Genomic DNA, 14,210 nt, shown 5'->3' with positions numbered 1-14,210 from the left:
GGCATGACGATGTTCCGCATGCCGATCTTCACCTGGAACGTCCTGCTGACCGGTGTCCTGGTCCTGCTGGCCTTCCCGGTGCTGGCCGCCGCGCTGCTCGCGCTGGAGGCGGACCGCAAATTCGGTGCGCACATCTTCGACGCGGCCAATGGCGGCGCACTGCTGTGGCAGCACCTCTTCTGGTTCTTCGGCCATCCAGAGGTGTACATCATCGCGCTGCCGTTCTTCGGAATCGTCTCCGAGATCATCCCGGTGTTCAGCCGCAAGCCCATCTTCGGCTATATCGGCCTGATCGCCGCGACGATCGCCATCGCCGGCCTCTCGGCCACGGTATGGGCACATCACATGTATGTGACCGGCGGTGTGCTGCTGCCGTTCTTCTCCTTCATGACATTCCTCATCGCGGTGCCCACCGGTGTGAAGTTCTTCAACTGGATCGGCACGATGTGGAAGGGCTCGCTGTCCCTGGAAACACCCATGCTCTGGTCGGTCGGATTCCTGGTCACCTTCCTCTTCGGAGGACTGACCGGTGTGCTCCTGGCCTCGCCGCCGCTGGACTTCCACGTGTCCGACTCGTACTTCGTGGTCGCGCACTTCCACTACGTCGTCTTCGGCACCGTGGTGTTCGCGATGTTCGCCGGATTCCACTTCTGGTGGCCGAAGTTCACCGGCAAGATGCTGGACGAGCGGCTCGGGAAGATGACCTTCTGGTCGCTGTTCCTCGGATTCCACGGAACGTTCCTGGTACAGCACTGGCTCGGAGCCGAAGGAATGCCGCGTCGTTACGCGGACTACCTCGCCGCCGACGGTTTCACCCTGCTGAACACGATCTCGACGATCTCCTCGTTCGTGCTCGGGCTGTCGATGCTGCCGTTCCTCTACAACGTCTGGAAGACCGCCAAGTACGGAAGGATGATCACGGTCGACGACCCGTGGGGCTACGGTCGCTCCCTCGAATGGGCCACGTCCTGCCCGCCGCCCCGGCACAACTTCCTGACGCTCCCGCGCATCCGCTCCGAATCACCGGCGTTCGACCTGCACTACCCCTCGATCCGCGCACTCGAGGAAGCGGCGAACCGCCCCCATGAGTCCGCCACCGTGGCCCCCGGGGACAAGCAGGCCTAGGAGCCGGGGCACCGGACCGAGGAGAGGAGGAGCCGGTGAAGCCGGACAAGGAGAGCGCCCGGGGCCTCGCCCAGGTGGAGGGCTATCTGCTCTGGAACGCCGAGGTCGAACAGGCCCGCCGCGAGGCCCGGCTCTTCACCGAGGCGCTGCCCTGGCTCACCACCGCGCAGCGTGAGGACGTCGAGCGGGTCTACGTCACGGACAGGGTGGCCGTGTGCAGGGAGACGCTGACGAGGATCGCAGGCCGTGCCACGGAGCTCCGGGGTGAGTACACCGCCCGCTACGACCGGCTCAGGGCCCGCTGCGTGGCGATGTCCGTCCTCGCCGTGGGCATCACGGGCGGCACCTGCGCCGCGCTGACACTCATCAGCCGCTGACCACGGCCGTCGGGCGCCCCGCAACCATCAGCGGGGCGCCCGACGGCCGTACGGATGCCGTGCGGATCCGCGTACAGGCGCCGCACCCTCTACGTGCGCGCCGGCATCAGCGCGCGGGCACCGCCCACGCCCGGTCGAGCTCGAACAGCTGCGCCGCGAGCAGTTCCGCGTGCCCCGGGGGCAGTTGCGCCGCGCGGTGGTCCAGCTGGACTGCGCACGCCGTCGTGGTGTCGATGAGCCGCTCCAGGGCGCCGGCGACGCCGTCGGAACCCGCGGAGTGCCGGGCCACCGCAGGGAGTTCGGCCGCGGACAGGTCGATCGCCGTACGAGCGGCCGCCAGCGAACGGTAGGCCTCGCGGCGCAGCGCCCCCCGCCCGGTGTGGTCCTGGGGGGCGTTCAGGACATGCCCCAGATACCGGTGGGCCGCGTCCACCGCCGTGTCGAGAGCGGCCCGCACGGTGTTCCCGCGCCGCCCGGGCAGCGGGAGGTGCCCGACGAGCAGCACCGTCGCACAGGCGAGGAGCGACTCCACCACACGCCGCCAGGACGCCGGAGGCTCACCGCCCAGCATGACCAGCGACAGCACCAGCACGGTGACCACCGCCGTCTGCACCGCGAAGTGACGCGTGGCGACCGGAAGAAGCGCGCCGCAGAGCGTCACCGCGGCGAACAGCGGCCACGGCCCGGACACCGTCAGCGCCAGGAGACCGAACACCGCGGCGCCCACGACGGTACCCACCGCACGGCACAGCACCCGCGACAGGAGCGGCCCGAGATCGGGCTTGACGAGGAACACGGTGGTGGCGGGCAGCCAGTACCAGTGGTCGTGGTGCAGCCACTGCGCCACGACCGTACTCGTCGCACAGCACAGCGCGACCCGCAGTCCGTACTCACGTCCCGCGGGGCTCCACGCACGCCGGAGCACGGAGACGGGTGAGCCCCCTTTCCGCGCGCCCTGAGGCGCCCCGGACGGGCGGTCGAAGACCGAAGCGGCCCGCAGCAGCGCGTCGTCCAGAGCCCGCAGCCCGGCGTCCGTACGCGCCGGAGCCGGCAGCGGCCCGCAGGGACCGCCCGTGCGCACCGCGTCCGCCAGCCTTCCGGGGCCCTCCGCGACCCGGGCGGGCAGCGGCTCACCGGCCCAGGCCAGTGCGGTCGCGGCCTCCGCGAGCGGGAACGCCGCCGCGTACTGCGCGTGCAGCCGGCGCTCGGCCCCGGAGCTCGCCCGGCGCCGCAGCCTCGGCCCGGCCAGCGCGTCCTGCGCCTGGTCGAGCGCGGCGCTCAGGGCCGCGCGCTCGGCGCGGGCGTGCGGGCCACCGGTCGCGCGCAGGAGCCGGGCCACCGCCTCGTACACCGCCGCGACCGCCTGCCGTTCCCCGTCCAGCCGGTACGGGCCGCCGCCCGTACCGCTGTTGGACGGCAGAACCAGTCGAAGCAGGAGCAGCCAGCCTGCCCCGGCCAGGAAGAGCAGGGCGCGCACCGGGCCGGGCTCGGGGAGCGGCATGCCGGCCCCGATCACGACCGCGACCATCACCTGCGTGCCGCACGCCGAGGCCACGGGCCCCGTGGAGCTGACCGCGCCGGCGACCAGACCCAGCAGCCCGAACAGGAGCGGCAGGACAACCAGGGACCGACCGCCCCCCACCGCCGAGGCGATCACCGTGCCGAGCAGCAGACCGGCCGAGCCCGCCAGTGCCGGAACTCCCAGGCGGGTGACCGAGGCACGGCGGCTTCCGGGCCGGTCGTTGATCCCGGCGAGCATGGCACCGAGCGCGGCAGGGACCCCGGCGGTAGGCCGCTCGGCCAGCACGGACACGAGCAGCGGTAGGGCGGCGAGGGCCCCGCGCAGCACCGCGTTCCAGGGGACCGGTCCGCGCTGGGCTCGCAGCACGTGGCCGAGCCACGGGGGAAGGCGGGTGGCGAGAGCAGAAGGGGACACCGGGCTCCTGTCCGCGAGGGGATAGCGACGTATCGCCGGCGGACGCCGTCGGCCTGGGCGCGGACCCAGCGTAACTCCCCCGGGTGGAGCGGGTGCTAAGCGCGCGTTTCCGGCATGTGACACGGCGGCAGGAGCCCAGGAGTCACAGCGCGGCGCCGAACACCTGCGTCCACACGGGACCGCCCGACGAGTCCTCCTTGCCCACGCCGATCTCCTTGAAGGCGCAGTTGAGGATGTTCGCCCGGTGGCCGGAACTGTTCATCCAGGAGTCCATCACCGCGGCGGCCGTCTGCTGGCCCTTCGCGATGTTCTCGCCGTACGTGCTCCACCGGTAGCCGGCTGCGGTGATACGCGCACCGGGGTCCGTGCCGTCCGGCGAGGTGTGCGAAAAATAGTCCCGCGCCACCATGTCGGCGGAATGACGGGAGGCGGCCGTCGTCAGCAGGCTGTTGGCGCTCACCGACCCGCAGCCCTCCTTCGCCCGCTCGGTGTTGACCAGGGCGATGACCTGCTCGGCCACCGACGGGGCCGACGAGGGCTTCGGCGCGGCGGGCGGTTTCGGGGACGGGGTGCGCGGTGCCGGAGCCTTCTCGGGAGTCGCGGAGGCGGTCCTGCTCCTGGACGGGGACGGAGAAGCGGTCCGCGACGGCGAGGGCGAGGCGGACGAGGGAGTGGGGGAGGGGGTGGGCGATGCCGACGGGGACGACGGCGTGGTCACCGGTGCGGAGGGACCCTCCAGCGGGGTGATCGCCGTCGCCGGGTCCTCGCCCGCGTCGTCCGTGTAGAGGTGTACGGCGGTCCCGCCGCCTCCCAGGGCCGCGACCGCGACCAGTCCGGCGACGACCGTGGTGCGGCGCCGCCGCCGGGCGCTGTCCCGCCGGCGCGCGGCACGTCCGTGAGCGGACACGCCGTCGGCGGGCAGGTGGGCGGCAGGCAGGAGATCCGCCGTCTCCGTCACGGGGCCCCAGGCGGACGCGGCCACGGGGACGAGTGCGAGCCCCACCAGCAGTCCCTCCGCCGGGACCAGACCCGACCGGTGCCCCGCGCACACCGTGCAGTCCCGGGCGTGGCGGACCAGACGCTTGCGCCAGAGCGCGGACGGCATCCCGTCCCACCCGCCCGTCAGATCGGCGAGCAGGACACACCGTGGCTCCGCCGCCAGGGCACGTACCACCACCCGGGCGGCCTCCAGCCGCTCCTTCATCCGCTGGACGCGCACCGCGGTGTGCTGCGGTGAGAGGTCGAGGGCGCTCGCCACCTCCGCCCGGGACAGCTGCCCCGCAGTCTCCAGCCACCACAGCGAGACCAGCTCACGGTCGTCGTCGTCCAGCCACCGGGTGGCCTCTGCCGCTTCGCGGCGCTGACCCGTCAGTCCGAGCCGGACGATGGTCAGCTCCACGAAGTCGGCCGCCGGATCGACGACGTCGTACGCGACCGCCATCGGGTCCGCCGATATCTCCCCGGTCCGCCGCTCGCGCAGGTGCCCGCGTATCTCGTTCATGGTGATGGCCACGAACCACGACCGGAAGCTCTTCGGCGTCCGCAGTGAGGGCAGGCCGCGGAGCATGCGCAGCACGCTCTCCTGAACCACGTCGTCGACGTCGGCGTGGCCGTTCAGCGCGCGTCCGACGATGTTGTAGACCAGCGGCAGGTAGGACGCCACGAGCCGGTCCTGCGCCTCGGGGTCGCCCTTCTGCGCGGCCTTGATCAACGCCGTCTCGCGTGCCTCGCCCATGCTGTGCTCACTCTTCCGGGGTCCTGTTCCGTCACTTCCCACACTCGGGAGACGCTGTGCGGCGGGGACAATAACAGGAATCCGGTCAGGTGCTCGATATCCGGTCCCGGATCCGAACACACCGGACGCCGGAGCCGACGACGGTCGCACGGACCGCCGCCAGCTCCGGCGCACCGGCAGGAGAGCGCCGCGCGAAGGGCCGGCGCCCCGGGTCAGGCGTGAGGCGGGTTGTCCCGGTCGCGGTCCGCGCCGAGCTGCTGCTTGAGCTTGTCCTGGCCGGTGTCGACGTGCTTGCCGTACTTGCCCTGGGTCCGGTCGTCGACCATGTCACCGGCCTTGTCGACGCCCTTCCCGGCCTGGTCCTCGTGGCCCTTGAGCATCTTCTTGATCTTGTCCAGCGCGGACATGGCAGATCCTCCTCGCTCGGCTTCCCCCGCCCATCAAGGGTCACCGCACATCGCCCGGTCCGCATCCCCGCGGGACGCCGAGCGGTCCGCGGGGTCCCCGACGTGTGAACAGCGGCTGGCTGGGCAGATACCGGATGACCAGGGAGGTGGTGGCCGTGGGCCGCATCCGGATCGTCCGCCGACCGCAGCCCCCCACGGGGCCGCCCCCGCTCGACCTGAGAACCCCGTCCGGGCGACCCCTGCCCTACTGAAGCTCCTGACGCCCGCGAGCCCCCACCGGCGTCGCGGGCACGGGGCGTGTGAGGCTCCCGACATGAGTGATCAGCCACAGCCGTCGCAGGACCGGCTGCGCACGGACGTCCCGCACTCCGCGCGCGTCTGGAACTACCTGCTCGGCGGCAAGGACAACTACCCCGCCGATGTCGAGGCGGGCCAGATGATCCTCACGGCCTTCCCCGGCATCGCGGGCATCGCACGTGACCAGCGTGCTTTCCTCGCCCGCGCGGTGCGTTTCCTGGCCGCCGAGGCCGGAATCCGCCAGTTCCTCGACATCGGCACCGGACTCCCCACGGCCGACAACACCCACGAGGTCGCCCAGCGGACGGCGCCGGAGTCCCGGATCGTCTACGTCGACAACGACCCGCTCGTCCTGACACACGCCCGCGCGCTGCTCACCAGCACCCCGCAGGGCGCCTGCGCGTACATCGACGCCGATGTGCGCGACACCGGCCGTATCCTCGCGGAGGCCGCCCGGACCCTCGACTTCGACCGGCCCGTCGGCCTCACCCTGCTCGGCATCATGGGACAGCTGCCCGATGAGGAGGACCCGTGGGCCCTGGTCACCCGGCTGATCGCGGCGCTCCCGCCCGGGAGTTATCTGGCTCTGGCCGACGGCACGGACACCAGCGACTCGCTGAACCGCGCGATCGAGGCGTACAACGCGAGGTCGGCCGGCTCGTACCACCTGCGGAGTCCTGAGAGGATCGCGACGTTCCTCGACGGCCTGGAGCCGGTCGAGCCGGGCGTGGTCACCCTGTCGGACTGGCGCCCGGAGCCCGGCCGGAGCGGCCAGGGCACACAGCCCAGCCACGCGGTCGGCGGTGTGGGCCGCAAGCCCTGAGGCAGCGGCCCGGCGGAGCGTAAGCTCCGGAGACATGATCGACCATTCCGCGCACGCCCCTTCCGCCCGCCGGACGAACTGGGCCGGCAACATCACCTTCGGCGCGAAGCAGCTGCACACACCCGCCTCGGTCGCCGAGCTCCAGGACCTCGTGGCGGCAGGGACGGCCGTACGGGCGCTGGGCACCGGCCACTCCTTCAACACCGTCGCCGACACCAGCGGCTCCCTCATATCCGTCGCGGGCCTGCCCCGGTCCATCGAGATCGACCGGGAAGCCCGGACGGCGACGGTCAGTGCCGGTCTGCGCTTCGGCGAGCTGACGGACGCGCTGCACCGTGCCGGCTTCGCGCTGCACAACATGGGCTCACTGCCGCACATCTCGGTGGCCGGAGCCTGCGCCACCGGCACCCACGGTTCGGGTGTCGGCAACCGCTCACTGGCCGGTGCGGTCCGGGCACTGGAGCTCGTCACCGCCGACGGCGCCCTGGTGACCCTGCGTCGGGGCGAGCCGGACTTCGACGGTGCGGTGGTCTCCCTGGGCGCCCTGGGCGTGGTGACCCGCCTCACCCTGGACCTCGTGCCCGCGTTCGACGTCCAGCAGTGGGTGTACGAGGCCTTTCCGCAGAACCGGCTGCTCGCCCGGTTCGACGAGGTGATGTCCGAGGCCTACAGCGTGAGTCTCTTCACCGGCTGGCACGGCGGCCCGGTCGACCAGGTCTGGCTGAAGCGGAAGGTCGGAGACGAGGGGCCCCGCACCGCCCCGGACCAGTGGCACGGCGCGACCCTCGCGTCCGGCCCCAGGCATCCCGTTCCTGGCGTGGCCGCCGAGCACTGCACCCGGCAGCAGGGCGTCCCCGGCCCCTGGTACGCACGGCTGCCGCACTTCCGGCTCGAATTCACCCCGAGCAACGGCGACGAACTGCAGTCGGAGTACTTCGTCGCCCGTCACGACGCGGTGGCGGCCTACGAGGCCCTGGACCGCGTCAGGGACCGGTTCGCGCCGCTGCTCCAGATCGGCGAGATCCGTACCGTGGCCGGAGACGGCCTGTGGCTCAGCCCGGCGCAGGGGCGGGACTCCGTGGCCTTTCACTTCACCTGGGTACCGGACACCGCGGCCGTCACGCCCGCGCTCCGGGCCATCGAGGAGGCACTCGCCCCGTTCGCCGCCAGGCCGCACTGGGGCAAGGTCTTCACCACCGGGCCCGGCGCCCTGCGGGAGCTGTACCCGCACTACGCCGACTTCGAGGGGCTCACCGCCCGCTTCGACCCCACAGGAACCTTCCGCAACGACTTCCTGGCGCACCACTTCCCCCGTACGCACTGAACCGCTAGCCGAGTCCGCTCCGCGGGCCGTCGGACCAGCCCCCCGACGACGGCCGCGGCGCGAGCTCCTCCACGAGGGCGGCCAGCTCCTCGCAGGCCACCTCCGTCTCATGGCGGATGTTGTTGTGCTCGGTCACGATCGCCGCCAGCAGCAGTGCGGTGAGCGCGACACAGCCGTTGAGGATGCTCAGGTTCAGCATCACCTCGAGCACCGAGTGGTCCTCGAACGGTCCCACCCCGCCGGTTCCGGCGATGATCGCCATGACGGACATCAGCAGAGCGCACGGGGCGCTGCCGGCCAGCTGGAACCGCAGGGCGGCCCAGACCAGTACCGGGAAGAGGAGGTAGATCATCGACAGCGAGCTCCTGGTCGCGACGACCGTCGCCGCCACCGCGACGAGCGCCAGCGCCAGCGCCTCCGCCCAGCGGTCGTCCAGGCGGGGCATCCGCGCCTTGCGCAGGACGAGCAGCAGCGGAGTGACCATGAGCACGCCCATGGCGTCTCCCGCCCACCACGCCGACCAGACCTGCCAGAACTGATCCGCCGGGAGGGACCCGCTCAGCAGCTGCACGCCGGCCCCCGCGGTGGCGCTGATGACCATGCCGCCCATCGCTCCCAGGAAGACCAGCACTACCCCGTCACGCAGTCGGTCCAGCTCGACACGGAACCCCACGGCGCGCAGTGCGAGATAGGAGCACAGCGGGGCCAGGGTGCTGCCCGCCGCCACGGCGGCACTCCAGAACGTGAAGCTGTCGGTCAGTGACATGACCACGAGCACGGCCCCCAGCGCGATCGCGGGCCAGATCCGGACACCCAGGTAGAGGAAGGACGCCAGGGCGATGCCGGAAGGAGGCCAGAGCGGCGTGACGACCGCGCTCTCCACCGACACCTGTCTGAGCAGGCCGAGTCGTGCGGACCCGAAATAGGCCGCGGTGATGGCCAGCATCTGCACGACGGTCACGGCTCGGCGTCTGTTTTCCTCACTGCGGATCACGCATCTCATCAGACACCGCGCATGAGGGCAGGCCGCCGTGACACGCGCGGCGTGGGCCTCGCTATCCGGGGGCCGGGGAGATGGCCCCATGGCGCAGGACGAGGACGGCCGCGTCGTCCTCGTGGCCGGTGAAGACCGCCGACTGGAGCACCAGGTCCGCCAGTTCCTCGGCGTCGGCTCCGGCGTGGGTGCTCACCAGGCGCCTGACCCGCTCCATACCGTCGTCGATGGACAGGGACGGCCCTTCGACGACGCCGTCGGTGAGCAGCACGAAGGCGCCGTTCGTCCCCAGATCGCGCCGCGTGACGGGGTAGTGCTGGCGGAGCGCGATGCCGAGGGGGAGACCGCCCGCGTCCGCGGTGATGCCCGAGCGCCCGTCGGTGGTCGCCCACACGCACGCGACGTGACCGGCGCGGGCGCTCTGCAGCTCCCGGGTCCACGGGTCGAGCCGGAGGAACGAACAGGTCGCGAAGAGGCTGGAGTCCATCGACAGGATCAGATCGTTCGTGCGGCCCATCACCTCCCCCGGATCGGCGGCCGAACTGGCGATGGCGCGCATGGCTATGCGTATCTGGCCCATGAAGGCGGCGGCCTCCACGTCGTGTCCCTGCACGTCACCTATGGCGAGGCCGAGCGCGCCGTCGGGCAGCAGGAAGCCGTCGTACCAGTCGCCCCCGATGTCCAGACCGTCGCGGGCCGGCGCGTAGCGAGCAGCGGTCTGCAGTCCCGGCAGCGCGGGGAGCGCGGCGGGCAGCATCTTCCGCTGCAGGGCCTGCGCCAGCTCGACGCGTGCCTGATGCAACTCCACTTCCTGCCTGGCACGGGCAGTCAGGTGCTGCAACGTGCTGAGCAGGTCCTCGGCGCTCGCCGACCGGGGAGTTCGACGCCGGTTCATGGGCCGCTCCGCGTTGGATATTTCCTGCATCCTATTTCGGAGGTGAAACTCCTGCGAGCGCTGGGCCGACCGGGAGGGCGGAGCGGCGGCCAGGTCAGCCGGCCCGTCCGAGGGACGCGGTCAGCCGCCCGAGAGTCGCCTGCAGGACGAGGATCTCCTCCACCGACAGGCCCGTGGCCCTGAGGATCGCCCGGGGCACGGGCAGGGCGCGCGCGCGGAGGTCCGCTCCGGCATCCGTGAGATGCACGGTGACCGAACGTTCGTCCTCAGCGCTCCGCTCGCGTCTGACGAGCCCTGCCGACTCCAGCCGCTTCAGCAGCGGCGAGAGCGTGCCGGAATCCAGGTGCAGCAGCTCGCCGATCGACTTGACCGGCAGGGGGCCGTGCTCCCACAGCACCATCATCGCCAGGTACTGCGGATAGGTGAGGCCCAGGTCCTTGAGCGCCTCCCGGTAGACGCCGCCGAAGGCGCGGGAGGCCGCCTGCAGGGAGAAGCAGACCTGATGGTCCAGCCGCAGCAGCTCGGTGTCCGGCAGGTCCGTGAGGCCCGGGGCGGAGGGCGGAGGTGGCGTCATGGCTCCAGGGTAGCCTGCCGCTCGCCATTTAGTTGTGTGCAATTGAATTGTGTGTCATTCTTTTGGGCGTGACCGGCCCTCGGTCACCGTCGTACGAGATGAGGACATTCCATGGACGCGCTGTACACCGCTGCCGCCACCGCGAACGGCCGCGAAGGCCGGGCAGTGAGTTCGGACGGCCGGCTCGACCTCGCCCTCGCGATGCCGCCGGCCCTCGGGGGCAACGGTGAGGGCACCAACCCCGAGCAGCTCTTCGCCGCCGGATACGCCGCCTGTTTCGCCAGCGCCATGAGCGCGGTCGGCCGTCAGATGAAGATCGACACCAAGGACGTCGCCGTCACGGCCGAGGTCTCGATCGGCAAGGACGGCGACGGCTTCGGTCTCGCCGTCGTCATGCGGGTCGAGCTGCCCGAGGCGCTCGAGGGGGAGACCGGCCGGAAGCTCGTCGAGGCGACGCACGCGTACTGCCCCTACTCCAAGGCGACGCGCGGCAACATCGACGTGGAGCTCGTCGTCGAGTAGGGCCCCTCAGGGCCCGCGCTGCACTCGGACACTCCGGCTCCCCACCCGCACGGGTGGGGAGCCGGTCCTGCAAGGGCGGCAGGAGTCGAACCTGCGGCATCCGGCTTTGGAGGCCGGCGCTCTGGCCTCTGAGCTACACCCCCTCGGTGTGAGCAGACTGACAGCCGGGGGCGCCGCCCGGCAACGCGTTTTCCGTGACGGTCGTCATTGCCCCGTACCGCCTGGAGGCGGCTCCCGGCGTGCGCGTACACTCGGCTCCCGTTTCCGCTGATTGGCGGGCATAACCGATCGATAGGCAGTTTCACGTGAGTTCCGCAGAGACATCCGACGCGCCGATCTACGCCGGCCTGGTGGAGGAGCAGGGCGACGTTCCGGCCGAGGTGCGCCGCGTGGCCGAGGAGACCCTGCTGGAGGTGGAGCTCGCGCTCGACTTCAGCGCGGTGCACGCCGCGGCCGGCGCCCGCTAGCGATCGGCCGGATCAAGCCGGGCCCCGTGGGAAGGATCATGGCGTCCCCCTGGTTACTCACCGTCCGGAGCCTCGTGTGACCGTCAGCCTGCACCGCTCAGCAACCGTCCTGTTCCAGGGCGACAGCATCACCGATGTGGGCCGCCTGGTCGAACCGGACACACCGCTCGGCAACGGCTACGCGCGCATGGCGGCCGATCTCGTACGCGCCGCGCGACCCGGCAGCGGCATCACGTTCGTCAACCGGGGCGTCGGCGGCGACGGCGTAGCCGATCTGCGGGCCCGCTGGCGCGAGGACGCCATGGACGTCGCACCGGACGTGGTGTCGGTCCTGATCGGCGTGAACGACACCTGGCGGCGCTACGACTCGGGTGAGGTCACCTCGCCGGAGGCCTTCGAGGACGACTACCGTGCGATCCTCACGCAGGTACGGGACGGGCTGGACGCCCAGCTGATCCTCATCGAGCCCTTCCTCGTTCCCGTGACGGACGAACAGTGGGCCTGGCGAGAAGACCTCGACCCCCGGATTCAGACGGTCCGCAGGCTGGCCGAGGAGTACGACGCCGCTCTGCTCGCGGCGGACGGCATGCTCAACCAGGCGGCGCGGGCCGCGGGCGGAGCCGAACACATCGCGGGTGACGGGGTCCACCCGACGCCGCTCGGGCACAGGCTCCTGGCGGAGGCCTGGGCCGCGCTCGCCGGTGTGGAGCGCCCCCGCTCCTGAGGTACGGGAATCCTGGCCCAGACGGTCTTGCCCGCCCGGGTGGGCCGGGACCACCCCCATGAGCTGCTCAACGCGTCGATGATGCTCAGACCCCTGCCCCTTTCGAGCGATTCCTCCGCACCGCGCAGCACGGGCACATCCGGGCTGGGGTCGTTGACCGCGCAGACCAGTGTGCTGTCCTGACACGCGAGGCCGAGCCGCGCCGTGGGAGGGACCACGGGCTCCGCTCCGGGCCGCAGCCCGTGACAGACCGCGTTGCTCATCAGCTCACCCGCGACGAGAGCGACATCGTCGGCACAGGACCGCAGGCCCCACCGCTCCAGCGCCTCCCGGACGAACGCCCGCGCCTGACGCAGGCTCTCCGCGTCCGGACCCAGCCGCCGTGTGATGAATCCCGGTGCCCCGATGCCGAGTTCCCGTGCCAGCTCGTCGTGGGGGTCTCCGCCGGATCCGGCCGGACCGGGCGTGGCCGCTGCTGCTCCGTCGCGTGATGTGTTCTCCGCGTGCATGAGCGCTGATCATCCTCCGCAGAAGGCCGGTTGATGGTGCCGTGGGGGCCGGATGGCCACTAGTATCCTCGCCGTCCGCCCGTGCAGTGCAATTGCATCCGGAATTGCACCCAGGGGTGTGAGCAGGGGACATCTGTTCACCCGTGGCGGAGCCTGGCCGCGTATCAGGGCCGGTTCGCACAACAGCCGACAAGGAATGGATCGCATGCAGAACATCGACAACGGCGTTCCCGCCAACTCCCTGACGGGCGTGGAATGGAAGAAGAGCCGCCACAGCAACCCCAGCGGCAACTGCGTCGAGATGGCAGTGCTGCCCGGAGGGGGAGTGGCCGTCCGCAATTCCCGGCACCCCGAGGGGCCCGCCCTCGTCTACACCGACGCCGAGGTGCGCGCATTCCTCGCGGGCGTCAGGGACGGCGACTTCGACGGCATGGGCGGCTGAAAAGCATAGGGATGAAAGGCTGAATCGGGACGGCATTCCCGTACCCGCCGGACCTCCGGGGGCTCCTGATGGCACACTGGCGTCACGACGCCCGCCCTCAGGAGTCCGCATGCCTGGAATCGAACCGCTTCAGCCGTTACGGAAGCCGGCGCTCGCCCCGGTCGCGGCGGCAAGTCCCACCGCCCTGCGCCTGGTTCTGGGCGCACAGCTGCGGCGGCTGCGCAGCGAGGCGGGACTCACCCCCGAGGCAGCCGCTTCCTGCATCCGCTGTTCCACCGCGAAGATCAGCCGCATGGAGACGGGGCACTCCCCGTGCAAGGAACGCGACGCCGTCGATCTCCTCGCCCTGTACGGCGTGGCCGATCCCGCCCGCACGGCCGAATTCATCGAGCTGGTGCGCAGGGCGGGACAACGCGGCTGGTGGCGCCATTACGCCGATGTGCTCCCCGACTGGTTCGAGCCGCTGGTGGGACTGGAGGAGGCCGCCGCGTCCATCCGCACCTATGAGGCGCACTACATTCCAGGGCTCCTGCAGACCGCCGACTACGCCTATGCGGTGGTGCGTTCAGGCCACGCCATCGAGTCGGAGGACGTCACCCGGCGGCGCGTCGAGCTGCGCCTCAAACGGCAGGAGCTGCTGCGGCGCCCCGACGCGCCCAAGCTCTGGGTACTGCTGGACGAAGCGGTGCTGCTGCGCCCGACGGGCGGCGCCGCGGTGATGCGCGACCAGCTCGCCCATCTGCTGGACATGACCGAACTGCCCCATGTGATCGTGCAGGTGGCGCCCTTCGACGTGACCGCCCACACGTCGCCGGGCAACGGCATCACCTATCTGCGATTCGCCATGGAGGGGCTTCCCGACGTCGCGTACATCGAGCACCTGACGAACGCCACCTCCGTGAACAAGCAGGAGAGCACGGACGAATACCGCTGGATCCTGGACTCCCTCAGCGCGCAGTCCCCGAGTCCGGCGGCGAGCAAGGACCTGCTGAGGCAGGCGCTGGAGCGCTACAGCTGAGCGGCTCCACCGCTCCGGTCCGGGCGCCTGCCCCCACTCGT

15 protein-coding genes, 1 tRNA gene and 1 pseudogene are annotated in these 14,210 nt (G+C 71.2%); 9 read left to right on the top strand and 8 right to left on the bottom strand.

Going from position 1 to position 14,210, the window contains the following annotated elements:
* Positions 1–1,125, top strand: a 1,125-nt coding sequence (locus ACWCQM_RS34780) for a cbb3-type cytochrome c oxidase subunit I (protein ID WP_450919060.1), incomplete at its 5' end; no start/stop codon positions are given.
* A gap of 35 nt (positions 1,126–1,160) precedes the next feature.
* Positions 1,161–1,502: a hypothetical protein gene (locus tag ACWCQM_RS34775; RefSeq protein ID WP_450919059.1), complete on the top strand. Its 342-nt coding sequence runs from the start codon at positions 1,161–1,163 to the stop codon at positions 1,500–1,502.
* 106 nt (positions 1,503–1,608) lie between these two features.
* Here ACWCQM_RS34775 and ACWCQM_RS34770 read toward each other — a convergent pair whose 3' ends face one another.
* From ACWCQM_RS34770 to ACWCQM_RS34760, 3 genes are all read right to left on the bottom strand, one after another.
* Entirely contained in the window at positions 1,609–3,438 is a 1,830-nt protein-coding gene (locus ACWCQM_RS34770) for an FUSC family protein (RefSeq protein ID WP_450919058.1), read from the bottom strand.
* Between the two features lie 142 nt (positions 3,439–3,580).
* On the bottom strand, positions 3,581–5,173 hold the full coding sequence (locus tag ACWCQM_RS34765) for a sigma-70 family RNA polymerase sigma factor (RefSeq protein WP_450919057.1): 1,593 nt from the start codon (positions 5,171–5,173) through the stop codon (positions 3,581–3,583).
* A gap of 212 nt (positions 5,174–5,385) precedes the next feature.
* Positions 5,386–5,580 carry an antitoxin gene (locus ACWCQM_RS34760; protein ID WP_450919056.1) on the bottom strand — a complete coding sequence of 65 codons (195 nt, stop codon included), beginning with the start codon at positions 5,578–5,580 and terminating at the stop codon, positions 5,386–5,388.
* Between the two features lie 313 nt (positions 5,581–5,893).
* Here ACWCQM_RS34760 and ACWCQM_RS34755 point away from each other — a divergent pair, with 313 nt between their 5' ends.
* Both ACWCQM_RS34755 and ACWCQM_RS34750 read left to right on the top strand, forming a co-directional pair.
* Positions 5,894–6,700, top strand: a complete 807-nt coding sequence (locus ACWCQM_RS34755) for an SAM-dependent methyltransferase (RefSeq protein ID WP_450919055.1) — start codon at positions 5,894–5,896, stop codon at positions 6,698–6,700.
* 34 nt (positions 6,701–6,734) lie between these two features.
* Entirely contained in the window at positions 6,735–8,024 is a 1,290-nt protein-coding gene (locus ACWCQM_RS34750; protein ID WP_450919054.1) for an FAD-binding protein, read from the top strand.
* Positions 8,025–8,028: 4 nt separating this feature from the next.
* Here the strand turns inward: ACWCQM_RS34750 and ACWCQM_RS34745 are convergent, their stop codons facing one another.
* From ACWCQM_RS34745 to ACWCQM_RS34735, 3 genes are all read right to left on the bottom strand, one after another.
* Complete coding sequence (locus tag ACWCQM_RS34745) at positions 8,029–9,018, bottom strand: MASE1 domain-containing protein (RefSeq protein WP_450919053.1); 990 nt, start codon at positions 9,016–9,018, stop codon at positions 8,029–8,031.
* Between the two features lie 61 nt (positions 9,019–9,079).
* On the bottom strand, positions 9,080–9,913 hold the full coding sequence (locus ACWCQM_RS34740; RefSeq protein ID WP_450919052.1) for a PP2C family protein-serine/threonine phosphatase: 834 nt from the start codon (positions 9,911–9,913) through the stop codon (positions 9,080–9,082).
* 94 nt (positions 9,914–10,007) lie between these two features.
* Complete coding sequence (locus tag ACWCQM_RS34735) at positions 10,008–10,487, bottom strand: MarR family winged helix-turn-helix transcriptional regulator (protein WP_450919051.1); 480 nt, start codon at positions 10,485–10,487, stop codon at positions 10,008–10,010.
* Between the two features lie 111 nt (positions 10,488–10,598).
* Between ACWCQM_RS34735 and ACWCQM_RS34730 the strand changes: the two genes are divergently transcribed.
* Positions 10,599–11,009 (top strand): organic hydroperoxide resistance protein, encoded by a 411-nt coding sequence (locus ACWCQM_RS34730; RefSeq protein WP_267079338.1) that lies wholly within the window; start codon positions 10,599–10,601, stop codon positions 11,007–11,009.
* 70 nt (positions 11,010–11,079) lie between these two features.
* Here the strand turns inward: ACWCQM_RS34730 and ACWCQM_RS34725 are convergent.
* Positions 11,080–11,152 (bottom strand) — tRNA-Trp (locus ACWCQM_RS34725).
* A 162-nt stretch (positions 11,153–11,314) separates the two neighbouring features.
* On the opposite strand from ACWCQM_RS34725, the gene ACWCQM_RS34720 reads away from it, so the two are divergent.
* On the top strand, positions 11,315–11,476 hold the full coding sequence (locus tag ACWCQM_RS34720; RefSeq protein ID WP_267079339.1) for a hypothetical protein: 162 nt from the start codon (positions 11,315–11,317) through the stop codon (positions 11,474–11,476).
* Between the two features lie 76 nt (positions 11,477–11,552).
* Positions 11,553–12,200: an SGNH/GDSL hydrolase family protein gene (locus ACWCQM_RS34715; protein ID WP_450919050.1), complete on the top strand. Its 648-nt coding sequence runs from the start codon at positions 11,553–11,555 to the stop codon at positions 12,198–12,200.
* Positions 12,201–12,223: 23 nt separating this feature from the next.
* Here the strand turns inward: ACWCQM_RS34715 and ACWCQM_RS34710 are convergent.
* Positions 12,224–12,709 (bottom strand): annotated as a pseudogene (locus tag ACWCQM_RS34710) (ATP-binding protein); the annotation flags it as partial.
* 205 nt (positions 12,710–12,914) lie between these two features.
* Between ACWCQM_RS34710 and ACWCQM_RS34705 the strand changes: the two are divergent.
* Both ACWCQM_RS34705 and ACWCQM_RS34700 read left to right on the top strand, forming a co-directional pair.
* A complete protein-coding gene (locus tag ACWCQM_RS34705; RefSeq protein WP_073752227.1) occupies positions 12,915–13,151 on the top strand; it encodes a DUF397 domain-containing protein in 237 nt (78 codons plus the stop codon).
* 109 nt (positions 13,152–13,260) lie between these two features.
* Entirely contained in the window at positions 13,261–14,169 is a 909-nt protein-coding gene (locus ACWCQM_RS34700) for a helix-turn-helix domain-containing protein (RefSeq protein WP_450919049.1), read from the top strand.
* The last annotated feature ends 41 nt before the right edge of the window (positions 14,170–14,210 follow it).

It is taken from the genome of Streptomyces sp. NPDC002125 (assembly GCF_053593715.1).
This window is presented reverse-complemented; position numbering and strand designations above follow the sequence as displayed.